This window comes from Pseudomonas eucalypticola (assembly GCF_013374995.1).
In the GTDB taxonomy this organism is placed as follows: Bacteria; Pseudomonadota; Gammaproteobacteria; order Pseudomonadales; family Pseudomonadaceae; genus Aquipseudomonas; species Aquipseudomonas eucalypticola.
Window position 1 is genome coordinate 4,668,963 of sequence record NZ_CP056030.1, and the last position, 13,178, is coordinate 4,682,140.

Here is a 13,178-nt window from a genome sequence, read left to right on the forward strand (position 1 = left end):
GTTCTTCACGGAATCCCGGGAAGGTTGTGGCACCACCACAGATCCGCAGTGAGCAAGCAGAGCGGACCAGGTAATGCCCCAGGCATAACTGGCCCGAAACAGATGTGGGAGTGGGGGGGGCGCCGAGCCCTTGCCCGGGAAGCGCCGCGCGGGCGGCGCTCGATTTCAAGGGCGCAGGAAATGCCAAGACAGGTATTTGGTGGCCTTCATGCGGTTGAAGGCGGGCCGATAGAATGTCCGTCGGAGCTCCTGGCTGGGGATTGCAGCAGGGCTACGAGGCGCCAGGCGATGATGTAGTGTCGCTGTTGAGATCGAGCGCCGTCCGCACGGCGCTTCCCGGGCAAGGGCTCGGCGCCCCCCCCACTCCCACATCCGTTTCGGCCCAGTTATGCCTGTGAGATCACCTGGGCCGCCATATTTGTCCGCTAAAGATTTTCGTAAGCACCACCCACTTTCCCGGCAATCCGTGAAGAACCTTTTTTTGCTGCGCTGATGACCCCCGTAGCAGCGGACCTGGCCGCGTCAGCCATCATGCGGTGTGCCTGCGGCTCCGTAGCGCCCCGGACGCGGCCGGGTCCGCTGCTACAGGTCCTGGGGCAGGTCGATGTCGCGGTAGATGCCAGGGTCGTCCACGGGCACTTCGATGACGTGCGCGCCGGCGAAGAGGCGTCGCGCACCCTGGTCACCGGTCAGCGCCATCAAAGGCGCGGCGAAGGCCCGCCCGAAAGCCACCGGGTGGCCGTAGCCCTGCCCCGCCACCGGCACGCAAATACATTCATCATCGAGAAGAGATAGCACCGCACCACACGTCTGCGGGCGTATGAAGGGCATGTCGCCCAACACCACCAGCCAACCTGTCGCTTCAGGCATGAACGCCACGCCCGCCGCCAGGCTATCGCCCAGGCCAGGGGACTGGGCCAGGACAACGGTGAAACCATACTGATGGCCCAATGCGATAATTTCGTGGCGCTCAGGACGGGTGACCAGCAGCCGATGCGCTGACAGGCCTTCGAGGTTGCGCAATGTGTGCTCGAGCACCGGCCGCTCGACACCCTCGAGCCCCGCGCAAGGGGCCAGCAACTTCTGCTGCCCTGCCCCCGCCTGCGCCTGAAACCGCGCACCCAGCCCTGCTGCCAGCACCACCACGCACGGTTGCATGCCACCCCCTAGTAGAGATTGGGCTCCATCTCCAGGTGCACGCCGAAGCGCGCGAAGATATCAGCCTGAATCCGTGCCGCCAGGGCCTGCAACTGCTGGCCGGTGGCGCTGCCGTAGTTGACCAGCACCAGTGACTGCAAACGATGAACCCCCGCATCACCTTCGCGAAAGCCCTTCCAGCCTGCCCGCTCGATCAACCAGCCAGCGGCCAGCTTCACCTGCCCGTCGGCCTGTGGGTAACCCACCAGGTCGGCGTGGTCGGCCTTGATCTGCTCGGCCACGGCAGCCGGTACCACCGGGTTCTTGAAGAAGCTGCCAGCATTGCCCAGCTCGGCCGGATCCGGCAGCTTTTCCCGACGGATACTGCAGATCGCCGCGCTAACATCACTGGGCGTCGGCGCACTGATACCCTGCTCGGCCAGGCGCTGACGCACCGGGCCGTAATCCAGGTGCAACTGCACCGCACGGATGAGCGTGAAGCGCACACGCAGGATCAACCACCGCCCCGGCTCACGCTTGAACAGGCTGTCGCGGTAACCGAAGCCGCAGTCCGCCAGGCTGAAATCGCGCAACTCGCCGCTCTGACGGTCCATGGCGGTCAGACCGGCGAACACGTCCTTGATCTCGACGCCATAGGCGCCAATGTTCTGCATGGGCGCCGCCCCGACCGTGCCGGGAATCAGGCTGAGGTTTTCCAGCCCAGCCAAGCCCATGGCCAGCGTCTGCAGGACAAAGGGGTGCCAGGGCTCCCCCGCCTGTGCCTCGACCACCACCTGCTGACCATCATCGCTCAGCACCTGTACACCCCGACTGGCCATGCGCATGACCAAGGCGTTCAGGTCACCTGTAAGCAGCAGGTTGCTGCCACCACCGATGGGCAACAGCACGACCTGATGCTCGCGGACCCAGGCCAATGCCTGACGCACCTGCTCGTCACTGTCGACTTCCACGAACCAGCGTGCCTTGACGTCGATGCCAAAGGTGTTGAACGGCTTGAGCGATACCTGCTCACGGATGTGCAGGCTCATGGCCGCCCCTTCAATTCATTGACCAGGCCTTCACAGGCCTGCTCGATCAGGTCCAGCACGTGCTCGAAACCCTGCTCGCCGCCGTAGTACGGGTCGGGGACCTCGTCGACCGGGGCGTGGTAGCGGCGCAGGAATAAATCCAGTTCGGCCCGGCCATTGGCAGGTTGCAGGCGCTTGAGGTTGCCCAGGTTGCTGTGGTCCATGGCCAGTATCAGGTCATAGCGGCCGAAGTCGGCGGCGCTCACCTGCTGGGCACGCTGGGCCGACAGGTCGTAGCCACGGCGCAGGGCCGCGGCACGGGTGCGGCTGTCGGGCGGCTTGCCCACGTGCCAATCACCGGTGCCGGCCGACGCCACCTGCACCTGCTCGGCCAGGCCAGCTGCGCGCAGTTGGTGGCGCAACACGCCCTCGGCAGTAGGCGAACGGCAGATATTGCCCAGGCACACGAACAAAACGCGCATCAGGCCTCCAGCAGGCGCCGCACGCGCTCCAGGTCCTGCGGGGTGTCGACACCGGCCGGCGGCGCCTCGACGGCGTCGGCGACGTGAATGCGCACGCCGTGCCACAGAGCACGCAATTGCTCCAGGCGCTCGGTCTCTTCCAGCCAGCACGGGCCCCAGGCCACGAAGTCCTGCAGGAAGCCGGCGCGGTACGCGTAAATGCCGATGTGGCGACGGAACGGCACGCCAGCGGGCAGGCTGTCACGGTCGTTGGCGAATTGATCACGCGCCCACGGCAGCGTCGCGCGGCTGAACGTCAGCGCCAGGCCATTGCGGTCAGTGACCACCTTCACCACGTTGGTGTTGAAGAGTGACTCGACGTCCTCGATAGGCTCGGCCAGGGTGGCCATGCCCGCTTCGGCGTGGGCGGCCAGGTTGGCGGCCACCTGGTCGATCACCGTCGGCGGAATCAACGGCTCGTCGCCCTGCACGTTGACCACGATGGCATCGGCGGCCAGGCCCAGGGCCTGGGCCACTTCGGCCAGGCGGTCAGTGCCCGACTCATGATCGGCACGGGTCAGCAGCACCTCGGCCCCGAAGGCCTGGCACGCCTCGACAATGCGCGCATCGTCGGTGGCAACCACCACCCGCTGGGCCGCGCTCTTACGCGCCTGTTCCCAGACGTGCTGCACCATCGGCTTGCCGGCGATCAGTTGCAGCGGCTTGCCCGGCAGGCGGGTGGAGGAAAAACGGGCGGGAATGACAACAGTGAACGCCTGGCTCATTTATCCAGGCGCTCTTCGTCGGTCAGGGTGCGCGCCTCGCTTTCCAGCATCACCGGAATGCCATCGCGAATCGGGTAGGCCAGGCCAGCACCCTTGCTGATCAGCTCGGTCTTGTCCGCGCTGAGTTTCAACGGCCCCTTGCAGATCGGGCAGGCGAGGATATCGAGCAGTTTGGTGTCCATGATAAGTCCTTGACAAAAGGTGCAGCGTGAAGGCAATAGGGTCAGGTGCGCGCCACCAAGCCCGGCAAGCGGCCGTCGAACCAGGCGACGAAGGCCGGCGAAGGCAGCGCGTCGACCGCCAGGTACCACCAGTCATCACGGGCGAAAGCGCGGCATTTGACGGCGTCTTTCTCGGTCATGACCAGCGGCAACGGCGGGGAGAACGTCAGCGCCGCCAGGCTGTACTCAGCGTGGTCGGCGAACGCGTGGGCCTGTGGCCGCCAGTGTAGCGCCTGCAGCGTGTTGAAGAAACGTTGCGGGTTACCGATGCCGGCCACCGCATGCACGGCCTGGCCTGCGGGGAAAAGGTCGAGGCCGCGGCGCTCACCGGTACGCACGTTGACCAGCGCCGTGGGTTGCAGCGTGAAGGCATAGCCATCGTCGCGGTCGCCGGCAGCGCCGTTGAACAGCACCGCGTCCACCGACGCCAGGCGCTCGGCCGGCTCGCGCAACGGCCCGGCCGGCAGGCAACGACGGTTGCCCAGGCCACGGGCGGCATCGATCAGCACCAGTTCCAGGTCGCGCGCCAGGCGGTAATGCTGCAAGCCGTCATCGGAGAAAACAAGGTCCAGCGGTTCAGCGGCAGTCAAGGACTGCACCGCGCGGCTGCGGTCGGGGTCGATGACCAGGGGCACGCCGGTACGCTGCACGATCAGCAAGGGTTCATCGCCTGCGACGCTGGCGTCCTGGTCGGCCAACACCCGCCACGGCAACTGCGGCGGCTTGGCGCCGTAGCCGCGGCTGACCACGCCGACCTTCAGGCCCTGGCGCCGGCAGTGCTCCACCAGCCACAGGATCAGCGGGGTCTTGCCGGTGCCGCCGACGGTGATGTTGCCCACCACCACCAGTGGCACGGGGGAACGGTAGACAGTGCCCTGGCCCTGCACAAAGCGCTGGCGCTTGTTCTGCACCACGCGGCGGTACAGGCACTCCAGCGGGCGCAACAGCGCCAGGGCCGGATGGCCGGTGTACCAGGCGGCCAGCAAGCGATCGGAAAAAGCCATCAGTTGCCGCCCTGCGCCTCGACGGTGGTCATGCTCAGATGGCTGAAGCCCAGCTTGCCGGCGGCGTCCATGGCAGTGATGACCGCCTGATGCGGGGTCTTGCCATCGGCGCTGATGGACAGCGGCAGCTTGCTGTCGCCACCCGACTCGGCCTGCACGGCATCCATCAGGGTGCTCAAGTCACTCTTGGGCAACAGCTTGTTGTTCACCGAATACACCCCGTCGGCGCTGATGGCGATGTCCACGGTCTTGCCCGCATCCTGCTCGGGGCTGCCACTGACGGCTTCCGGCAGGTCGACGCGCAGCTGGGTCTGCTTGGTGAACGTGGTGGTGACCACGAAGAACAACAGCAACACGAAGACCACGTCGATCAGCGACACCAGGTTGATGTCGATCTGCTCTCGCTGCTTGCGGCGGAATTTCACGCTTTGTCCTCGGCCAGATCGACTTCGCGGTCACCCTGCACCATTTCCACCAGCTTGATGGCTTCCTGTTCCATGCCCACCACCAGCTCGTCGATGCGGCGCTGCAGGAAGCGGTGGAAGAACACCGCGGGAATACCCACCATCAGGCCCGAGGCCGTGGTCACCAGGGCCTTGGAGATACCCCCGGCCAGCACAGCGGGGTTGGTGGCCATGTTGGCGCCCATGAACGAACTGAAGATCTCGATCATGCCCAGCACCGTGCCCAGCAGGCCCAGCAGCGGCGCCATGGCGGCGATGGTACCGAGGGTGCTGATGTAGCGCTCCATTTCGTGGATGACGCGGGCAGCCGCTTCCTCGATGCATTCCTTCATGATTTCACGGCCGTGGCGCGAGTTGGCCAGGCCAGCGGCGAGGATCTCGCCCAGGGGGGAATCGGCGCGCAGTTCCTTGAGCTTTTCCTTGTTCAACTGCTTGTCACGGATCCAGACCCACACCTGGCCCAGCAGATGCGGCGGGGTCACACGGTTGGCACGCAGAGTCCACAGGCGCTCGGCGGTGATGCCCAGGGCAGCGATGGAACTCAGAATGATCGGCAACATCATCCAGCCGCCGGATTTGACCAATTCCCACACAGTAACGACCCCCTCGAAAAAGTCCGCCACTCTAACATAGGGGGGCAACGGGTCGTAGACCGTCATGTCGGATCACGCCAGAAGCGGCGCTGTTGACGCTCGCCGCGCACGCCGTCGAAACGCCCCAGGCGCAGGTGCAGGGCGCCGTGCAAGGCATTGTCATGCACTTCCATGCCGTTGGCCTGGTAGCGCTGCAGCACCTGCGCATGCGGGTGGCCGAAGGCATTGCCATGGCCACGGGAAATCAGCGCACCGCGTGGGGCCATGGCATCGAGCAAGCGCTGGGACGACGAGGTACGGCTGCCATGGTGAGGGGACTGCAACCAGTGGCCGCGCAGGTCCAGGCCACTGGCGACCAGCGCGCGCTCGGCGGCGGCATCGATGTCACCGCCCAGCAACAGACGTTCACCCTGGGCTTCCACCAGCAATACGCACGACGATGGGTTGCTGTCGCGGGCAGCGGCCCAGCGCCACACCGTAAAGCTGACCCCGTCCCAGTGCCATTGCCGCCCGGACTCGCACTGCGAAGCCTGCAAGCCAGGCGCCAACTGGTCAGCCTCGCCTCCCCATACGGCGGCGACCGGCAGCCCACGCTGCACCGCTGGCGCACCACCGGCATGGTCCTGGTGGGCGTGGCTGATGAGCATCAGGTCCAGGCGGCGCACGCCCATGGCCAGCAGATTGGGCAGCACCACCCGCTCACCCGCGTCCTGCCCGGGGGTGCGCGGGCCTGCATCATAGAGAACGGTGTGGTGACGGGTGCGTACCACCGCCGCCAACCCCTGGCCTACATCCAGCTGCGTCACCTGTGCTTGCCCATGGGGCACGGTCGAAAGCGGCGGCCAGGCGGCCAGCAGCACCAACGGCCAGCCCAATGGGCGCATGGGCAAGCCGGCAGGCAGCAGCAACAGCAGGGTCCCTGCCAGCACCAGCAACCCTAACCACAGCGGTAATCGCGGGGGCACCCAGGCAGGCGCCTGCAGCGACAACCACGTCAATGCCTCGAACAGCCACGCCAGCAACCCACCGACCAGCCATAACAACGCTTCGCCCACCCATGGAATGGGTAACAGGGCCGCCCCGAGCAATGCCGCAGGCAACACCGCGATGCTCACCCAAGGCACCGCCAGCAAGTTGGCCAGCGGGCCGCTGACGCTGATGGGCAGCCCCAGCGCCAGCAAGACCGGCAACAACCCCACCGCCATCAGCCACTGGGCGCGCGTCCAGCCTCGCCACCAGCGCCACGCCCCCAGCCGCCCGGCAAACACCAGCATCAGGACGGCGACCGCCGCGAACGACAGCCAGAAGCCCGGTAGCAAACTGACCAGCGGATTGACCAGCAACACCGCGTTCAGGGCCACCAGCCAGGGCAGCCCAACCCCCAGGTGACGAAACCGCAGGCGCCACAGCAACACCAACCCCAGCATGATGCACGCCCGCTGTACCGGCACCCCGAAACCGGCCAGTGCGCCATACCCCAGGGCCGCGCCGAACGCCAGCCCACAGGCCCAGGGTAGCCACGGCAGGCGGGCCGGCCATGCCCCCCACCGCGCCAGCCCGGCCACCAGGCCGTAGACCAGCCCGGCCAACAGACCGATGTGGGTACCGGAAATCACCATCAAATGCACCGTACCGGTGGCCTGCAGCACCGCCCACTGGTCGCGGTTGATGGCCGAGCCGTCACCCAGCACCAGCGCCACCAGCACACCCTGGTAGCCCTGGGCGTCCACCGCCAACAACCGTTGGCGCAGGGTATCGCGCCAACTGCCCGGGGCCGCCACCAGCAACTGACCATCCTTGACACTGCCGCTGGCCCCGATACCCCGGGCGAGCATCCACGCCTCGATATCCATGCCGGCCGGGTTCACCACCCCCCTCGGCCGCTTGAGGGTCACGGCCACGCGCCAGCGTTCACCGCGGCTGACGGCCGGCCCGTTGAACCACGACAGGCGCACGGTGCGAGGCAGTGAATAGCGGGCGCTCTCGATATCAGTCAGCTCGAAGCGTACCGACTGGCCCTGATTGTCGGGCAGGCTACCCACCCGCCCTTCCAGCCAGAGGGTGCGGCCATCAAGCTCGGGGGCCAGGCGGTCATCCAGCGCCCACTGCCCGTGCAGGCAGGCCCAGGCCAGGCCGACCAGCACCAGGCCCGGCGCCCTGGCCCGCCGCCAGCCCAGGCAGGCCAGCCCAAACGCCGCCATGGCCGCCAGCCAGGGAGTTGGCGGCAGCAGGGGCATGAACCGCAAGGCAACCAGGCCAATGGCCAGCGCCAGCAAGGCAATGCGCATAGACTCATCCTTGAGTTTTCCAACGCGCAGCATCAGCGTAAACGGTCAGGGCTGCCGCTAAATATTTGTCACAAAGTCTGAACCTGCCTGTCAGGCAATCCGGGCATACTGCGGCTACGCCCTCTTGGCTTGCCTGCGAGAAACCTGCATGCCGCGCCGCCTGTTCCAACGCTACATGCCCGACCCCGAGCGCCTGCGCCAGCACCCGTCGTTACGCTTCCTCGGCCGCCTGCTGCATGACCCCTACCTCTGGCACCTGAACCGCCACGGCGTGTCGCGGGCCATGGCCGTGGGGCTGTTCGTGGCGTTCCTGCCCATCCCCTTGCAAATGCTGGTGTCAGCCGCACTGGCGACCCTGGTACGCGGCAACCTGCCCATCGCCGTCGCGCTGGTGTGGCTGACCAACCCGCTGACCATGGCGCCGGTGTTCTTCGTGACCTACCAGGTGGGGGCCTGGTTGCTGGGCACCCCACCGCGCAGCCTGCCTGATGACCTGACATGGGAATGGGTCACCGGCCAGTTGGCCACGCTGTGGCAGCCCTTCCTGCTCGGCTCGGTGGTGACGGGACTGGTCATGGGTGCGCTGGGCTATATGGCGACCCAAGGCTATTGGCGCTGGTGGGTGAGGCGCCAGTGGCGCCGCCGCACCCAGCACCGCTCGGGGCAGTAGCAGCGGACCCGGCCGCGTCAGGAACGCCGCGCCCAGGTCTGCTGCCACCCCCGGGGGAAGGGGTCGTCAGCTACGCATGCCGCGGCCACTGACCAACAGGCGGGCACACCCCAGATAGAGCACCACCGTCGCCACCAGCATGAACGCCACGGCCACGCTGATGCGAATATCCGACACACCGAGGATGCCGTAGCGGAAGGCGTTGACCATGTGCAGCACCGGATTGGCCAGCGACACGGCCTGCCAGAAGGGCGGCAGCAGGGAAATCGAATAGAACACCCCGCCCAGGTAGGTCAGCGGCGTCAGCACGAAGGTCGGGATGATGGAGATATCATCGAAATTGCGTGCGAACACCGCGTTGATGAAGCCCAGCAGCGAGAAGATGGTCGCCGTCAGGATCACCACCAGCAAGGTGATGCCCAGGTGGTGCACCTGCAAATGGGTGAAGAACAGGGACAGCAGGGTCACGATGATCCCCACCGCCAGGCCGCGCAGCACGCCGCCCACCACGTAGCCGGTCAGAATGATGTGCGGCGACACGGGCGACACCATCAATTCCTCGATGGAGCGCTGGAACTTGCTGCCGAAGAAGCTTGATACCACGTTGCCATAGGCGTTGGTGATCACTGACATCATGATCAGCCCAGGCACGATGTATTCCATGTAGGTGAAGCCACCCATGTCACCGATCTGTCGGCCGATCAGGTTACCGAAGATCACGAAATACAGGACCATGGTGATGGCCGGGGGCAGCAGCGTCTGCGGCCAGATACGCATGAAGCGCCGCACTTCGCGGTAGACGATGGTGTTCAGCGCGACCCAGTTGGCTTTCACTTCGAAACTCATTGGGCCACCTTCGCCAGGTTTTTTTCCACCAGGGACACGAACAACTCCTCAAGACGGTTGGTTTTGTTGCGCAGGCTGAGCACCTCGATGTTCTGCAGCGCCAGTTGGCCGAACAGCGCGGTGATGCCGACTTCCTTGTCTACCTGCACTTCCAGGGTGTGGCCGTCGACCAGCCGGCACGGATAGCCATGCAGCACCGGCGCCTGGGCCAGGTCCGCCTTGAGGTCCAGCAGGAAGGTTTCCACATGCAGGGTACCGAGCAGCTTGCGCATGCTGGTGTTCTCGACAATGGTGCCGTGGTCGATGATGCCGATGTTGCGGCACAACTGCTCGGCTTCTTCCAGGTAGTGGGTGGTGAGGATGATGGTGATGCCTTTCTGGTTCAGCTCGGTGAGAAAGGTCCACATGGAGCGGCGCAACTCGATGTCCACGCCGGCGGTGGGCTCGTCGAGAATCAGCAGGCGCGGCTCATGGATCAGCGCGCGGGCGATCATCAAGCGGCGCTTCATGCCCCCGGACAGCGAGCGCGACGGTACGTCCCGCTTGTCCCACAGCCCCAACTGGGTCAGGTATTGCTCGGCCCGCTCCTTGGCGATGCGCGGCGGGATGCCGTAGTAACCGGCCTGGGTGACCACGATGTCGAAGGTCTTCTCGAACTGGTTGAAGTTGAATTCCTGGGGCACCACGCCAATGCAGCGCTTGAGCGCTGCCGGGTCGCGGTCCAGGTCGTGGCCGAAGACATTCACCGTGCCGCCGGTCTTGTTCACCAGGGTGGAGAGGATGCCGATGGTGGTGGACTTGCCGGCCCCGTTGGGGCCCAGAAGGGCGAAGAAATCGCCTTCGGCCACGTCCAGGTCAATGCCCTTGAGGGCCTGGAAACCGTTGCCGTAGGTCTTGGTCAGCTGCCGAATGGACAGAGCAGAACTCATAGATAAACCATGCACCGAAAAAGAAAGAAGGGGAAAGAGCTTTAATAAAGACACCACGCGCACTTCCGAAGTGCGGCGGTTTTGACTAATGGTGCTAGCAAGAGACGCACATGTACAGTGGTCCGTATCGATATTGCTTATCAGCCTGGGACTAGGCGCGATCACTTTCGGCCAGGCGAACTCGCCAGCTCGCCCGGGGTCACTAATCTGAAGCTGCATCGCCCCATCATCATGGAGGACTGAATATGCTGTTGTTGTGGATCGTGGTTCTGGTCGTCGGCAGTGCCTGGCTGGCCCATCGGCGCGTAGCGCCCCTGCCCGCCCTGGGCATCATCGCCGTGTACCTGCTGGCCATGGGTATCTTCAGCCATGCGCCGGGCTGGCTGCTGGCCATTTTCTGGGTACTGCTGATCGCCGGGACCCTTCCACTGCTGCTGCCAGACCTGCGCCGCAAGCTGTTCACGGCCCCGCTGTTCAACTGGTTCCAGCGCACCCTGCCGCCCATGTCCCAGACCGAGCGCGAAGCCATCGACGCCGGCACCGTGTGGTGGGACGGCCAACTGTTCAGCGGCCGCCCCGACTGGAATACCCTGCTGGCCTACCCCAAGGTACAGCTGACCGCAGAAGAACAGGCGTTCATCGACGGGCCCACCGAAGCACTGTGCGCCCTGGTCAGCGACTGGCAGATCGGCCAGGACATGGACCTGCCGCCCGAAGCATGGGCCCATATAAAGGAACACGGCTTCTTCGCCCTCATCATTCCCAAGGAATATGGCGGCAAGGGCTTTTCCGCCTACGCCCACTCCCAGGTGGCGATGAAACTGGCCACCCGCAGCGGCGACCTGGCGTCCACGGTCATGGTGCCCAACTCCCTGGGCCCGGCCGAACTGCTGCTGCACTACGGCACCGATGAACAACGCAACCATTACCTGCCGCGCCTGGCCCGTGGCGATGACATCCCCTGCTTCGCCCTGACCGGGCCGCTGGCGGGTTCAGATGCCGGCGCCATGCCCGACACCGGGGTCATCTGCAAGGGCCAGTGGCAGGGCGAGGAAGTGATAGGCCTGCGCCTGAACTGGGAAAAACGCTATATCACCCTGGGGCCCATCGCCACGTTGCTGGGGCTGGCCTTCAAGGCCTATGACCCCGACCACCTGCTGGGCGACCGGGATGACCTGGGCATCACCCTGGCGCTGATCCCCACCGACACCCCCGGCGTGACCATCGGCCGCCGCCACCTGCCACTGGGCGCCGCTTTCATGAACGGCCCCAACTCCGGCAAGGACGTGTTCATCCCGCTGGATTACTTGATCGGCGGCCAGGCCATGCTCGGCAAAGGCTGGATGATGCTGATGAACTGCCTGTCGGTAGGCCGCTCCATCTCCCTGCCCGCGGTAGGCACCGGCGCTGCCAAATACACCAGCCTGGTCACGGGCCAGTACACCCAGGTGCGCGAGCAGTTCAACGTACCCTTGGCCGCGTTCGAGGGCATCCAGGCGGCCATGGCGCGCATCGGCGGCAATGCCTGGCTGATGGACGCCGCGCGGATGCTCACCGCCAACGCCGTGGACCTGGGCGAGAAGCCTTCGGTGCTGTCGGCCATCCTCAAGTACCACCTGACCGAGCGCGGCCGCGAGTGCATCAGCCACGCCATGGACGTGCACGGCGGCAAGGGCATCATCATGGGCCCCAACAACTACCTGGGCCGCAGCTGGCAAGGCGCGCCGATCTTCATCACGGTGGAAGGCGCCAACATCCTCTCGCGCAACCTGATGATCTTCGGCCAGGGCGCCATTCGCTGCCACCCCTTCGTGCTCAAGGAAATGGCCTTGGCCGCCCGGGAAGACAAAGCCCAGGCCCTGGTGGAATTCGACGCCCTGCTGCTCAAGCATATCGGCTTCGCCATCAGCAACGCGGCGAGCACCTTCGTGCTCAACCTGGGCCTGGGCCGCTTCGAACGGGCCCCGGGCAACAGCCTCAGCCAAGGCTACTTCCGCGCCCTCGACCGCCAGGCCGCCGCCTTCGCCCTGCTGGCCGACCTGAGCATGATGTTGCTGGGTGGCGAACTGAAACGCCGCGAGCGGCTGTCGGCGCGCCTGGGCGACGTGCTCAGCCACCTGTACCTGGGTTCCGCCGCGCTCAAGCGCTACCACGACCTGAACTCGCCCGATTACCTGGAGCCACTGGTGCGCTGGGCCCTGGAGGAAAGCCTGGGCCAGGCGGAGCGGGCCCTGGACGAACTGCTGAAAAACTTCCCCAGCCAGGTCCTGGGTTGCTTGCTACGGGTGCTGGTATTCCCCTTCGGCCGCCGCCACACGGGCCCTTCCGACCGCCTGGACGCCGAAGTCGCCGCCGTGATCGGCCGCGCCAAAGGCGACCCGGCGCTGGAAGAACTGCTGGCCGGCTGCTACCGCCCCCAGGGCGAGGACGACCCCGTCGGTGCCCTGCAGGTCGCCAGCGACTTGCTCGCGGCCAGCCACCCGCTGCAGAAAAAACTGCACACCGCCTACAAGGCAGGCCAGTTCACCCTGGCACCGGAGCAGACACTGATCGACGCGGGGCTGGAAGCAGGCGTACTGCAAGCAGGCGAAGCAGAGACCCTGCGCCAGGCTGAAAGCGCCCGGCGCAAGGTGATCGATGTCGATGATTTCGACAAGGAAGCACTGAAACCGGCTGAAGGCCGTACCCGCTGAGCCGAACCTGCCGTGCGCCTGACAAGCAATCGGCATGAGACACACAGCACCGGGCGCCG

13 protein-coding genes are annotated in these 13,178 nt (G+C 65.7%); 2 read left to right on the forward strand and 11 right to left on the reverse strand.

The features are described from left to right. Window positions 1-582: 582 nt before the first annotated feature. The 9 genes from HWQ56_RS20720 to HWQ56_RS20760 form a co-directional block, all read right to left on the reverse strand. Window positions 583-1,158 carry a nucleotidyltransferase family protein gene (locus HWQ56_RS20720; RefSeq protein ID WP_176571667.1) on the reverse strand — a complete coding sequence of 192 codons (576 nt, stop codon included), beginning with the start codon at window positions 1,156-1,158 and terminating at the stop codon, window positions 583-585. An 8-nt stretch (window positions 1,159-1,166) separates the two neighbouring features. Further along, complete coding sequence (gene murB, locus HWQ56_RS20725) at window positions 1,167-2,186, reverse strand: UDP-N-acetylmuramate dehydrogenase (protein ID WP_176571668.1); 1,020 nt, start codon at window positions 2,184-2,186, stop codon at window positions 1,167-1,169. Continuing rightward, on the reverse strand, window positions 2,183-2,647 hold the full coding sequence (locus tag HWQ56_RS20730) for a low molecular weight protein-tyrosine-phosphatase (RefSeq protein ID WP_176571669.1): 465 nt from the start codon (window positions 2,645-2,647) through the stop codon (window positions 2,183-2,185). Before HWQ56_RS20730 ends, murB begins: the two co-directional genes overlap by 4 nt. Beyond that, window positions 2,647-3,411 (reverse strand): 3-deoxy-manno-octulosonate cytidylyltransferase, encoded by a 765-nt coding sequence (gene kdsB, locus HWQ56_RS20735; RefSeq protein WP_176571670.1) that lies wholly within the window; start codon window positions 3,409-3,411, stop codon window positions 2,647-2,649. Before kdsB ends, HWQ56_RS20730 begins: the two co-directional genes overlap by 1 nt. After that, a complete protein-coding gene (locus tag HWQ56_RS20740) occupies window positions 3,408-3,593 on the reverse strand; it encodes a Trm112 family protein (RefSeq protein ID WP_027977460.1) in 186 nt (61 codons plus the stop codon). Before HWQ56_RS20740 ends, kdsB begins: the two co-directional genes overlap by 4 nt. A 41-nt stretch (window positions 3,594-3,634) precedes the next feature. Further along, window positions 3,635-4,636, reverse strand: a complete 1,002-nt coding sequence (gene lpxK, locus HWQ56_RS20745) for a tetraacyldisaccharide 4'-kinase (RefSeq protein WP_176571671.1) — start codon at window positions 4,634-4,636, stop codon at window positions 3,635-3,637. Continuing rightward, window positions 4,636-5,061, reverse strand: a complete 426-nt coding sequence (locus tag HWQ56_RS20750) for an ExbD/TolR family protein (RefSeq protein ID WP_158154290.1) — start codon at window positions 5,059-5,061, stop codon at window positions 4,636-4,638. The genes lpxK and HWQ56_RS20750 overlap by 1 nt, the downstream gene beginning before the upstream one ends. After that, window positions 5,058-5,693, reverse strand: a complete 636-nt coding sequence (locus HWQ56_RS20755) for a MotA/TolQ/ExbB proton channel family protein (protein WP_176572454.1) — start codon at window positions 5,691-5,693, stop codon at window positions 5,058-5,060. The genes HWQ56_RS20750 and HWQ56_RS20755 overlap by 4 nt, the downstream gene beginning before the upstream one ends. A 62-nt stretch (window positions 5,694-5,755) precedes the next feature. After that, complete coding sequence (locus HWQ56_RS20760) at window positions 5,756-7,981, reverse strand: DNA internalization-related competence protein ComEC/Rec2 (protein ID WP_176571672.1); 2,226 nt, start codon at window positions 7,979-7,981, stop codon at window positions 5,756-5,758. Window positions 7,982-8,129: 148 nt separating this feature from the next. Between HWQ56_RS20760 and HWQ56_RS20765 the strand changes: the two genes are divergently transcribed. Next, window positions 8,130-8,651, forward strand: coding sequence for a DUF2062 domain-containing protein (locus HWQ56_RS20765; protein ID WP_176571673.1), 522 nt, complete (start codon window positions 8,130-8,132; stop codon window positions 8,649-8,651). A gap of 66 nt (window positions 8,652-8,717) precedes the next feature. Here the strand turns inward: HWQ56_RS20765 and HWQ56_RS20770 are convergent, their stop codons facing one another. Then, window positions 8,718-9,497, reverse strand: a complete 780-nt coding sequence (locus HWQ56_RS20770; protein ID WP_158154287.1) for an ABC transporter permease — start codon at window positions 9,495-9,497, stop codon at window positions 8,718-8,720. Beyond that, window positions 9,494-10,426 (reverse strand): ABC transporter ATP-binding protein, encoded by a 933-nt coding sequence (locus HWQ56_RS20775; protein ID WP_158154286.1) that lies wholly within the window; start codon window positions 10,424-10,426, stop codon window positions 9,494-9,496. Before HWQ56_RS20775 ends, HWQ56_RS20770 begins: the two co-directional genes overlap by 4 nt. Window positions 10,427-10,671: 245 nt before the next feature. Here HWQ56_RS20775 and HWQ56_RS20780 point away from each other — a divergent pair, with 245 nt between their 5' ends. Further along, on the forward strand, window positions 10,672-13,119 hold the full coding sequence (locus HWQ56_RS20780; RefSeq protein WP_158154285.1) for an acyl-CoA dehydrogenase: 2,448 nt from the start codon (window positions 10,672-10,674) through the stop codon (window positions 13,117-13,119). The last annotated feature ends 59 nt before the right edge of the window (window positions 13,120-13,178 follow it).

Bases quoted from the DNA above. Each gene is read 5' to 3' on its own strand.
- HWQ56_RS20740 (WP_027977460.1), bottom strand. From the start codon at position 3,593: ATGGACACCAAACTGCTCGATATCCTCGCCTGCCCGATCTGCAAGGGG.
- lpxK (WP_176571671.1), bottom strand. From the start codon at position 4,636: ATGGCTTTTTCCGATCGCTTGCTGGCCGCCTGGTACACCGGCCATCCG.
- HWQ56_RS20775 (WP_158154286.1), bottom strand. From the start codon at position 10,426: ATGAGTTCTGCTCTGTCCATTCGGCAGCTGACCAAGACCTACGGCAAC.
- HWQ56_RS20765 (WP_176571673.1), top strand. From the start codon at position 8,130: ATGCCGCGCCGCCTGTTCCAACGCTACATGCCCGACCCCGAGCGCCTG.
- HWQ56_RS20760 (WP_176571672.1), bottom strand. From the start codon at position 7,981: ATGCGCATTGCCTTGCTGGCGCTGGCCATTGGCCTGGTTGCCTTGCGG.
- HWQ56_RS20770 (WP_158154287.1), bottom strand. From the start codon at position 9,497: ATGAGTTTCGAAGTGAAAGCCAACTGGGTCGCGCTGAACACCATCGTC.
- HWQ56_RS20720 (WP_176571667.1), bottom strand. From the start codon at position 1,158: ATGCAACCGTGCGTGGTGGTGCTGGCAGCAGGGCTGGGTGCGCGGTTT.
- HWQ56_RS20780 (WP_158154285.1), top strand. From the start codon at position 10,672: ATGCTGTTGTTGTGGATCGTGGTTCTGGTCGTCGGCAGTGCCTGGCTG.
- murB (WP_176571668.1), bottom strand. From the start codon at position 2,186: ATGAGCCTGCACATCCGTGAGCAGGTATCGCTCAAGCCGTTCAACACC.
- HWQ56_RS20730 (WP_176571669.1), bottom strand. From the start codon at position 2,647: ATGCGCGTTTTGTTCGTGTGCCTGGGCAATATCTGCCGTTCGCCTACT.
- kdsB (WP_176571670.1), bottom strand. From the start codon at position 3,411: ATGAGCCAGGCGTTCACTGTTGTCATTCCCGCCCGTTTTTCCTCCACC.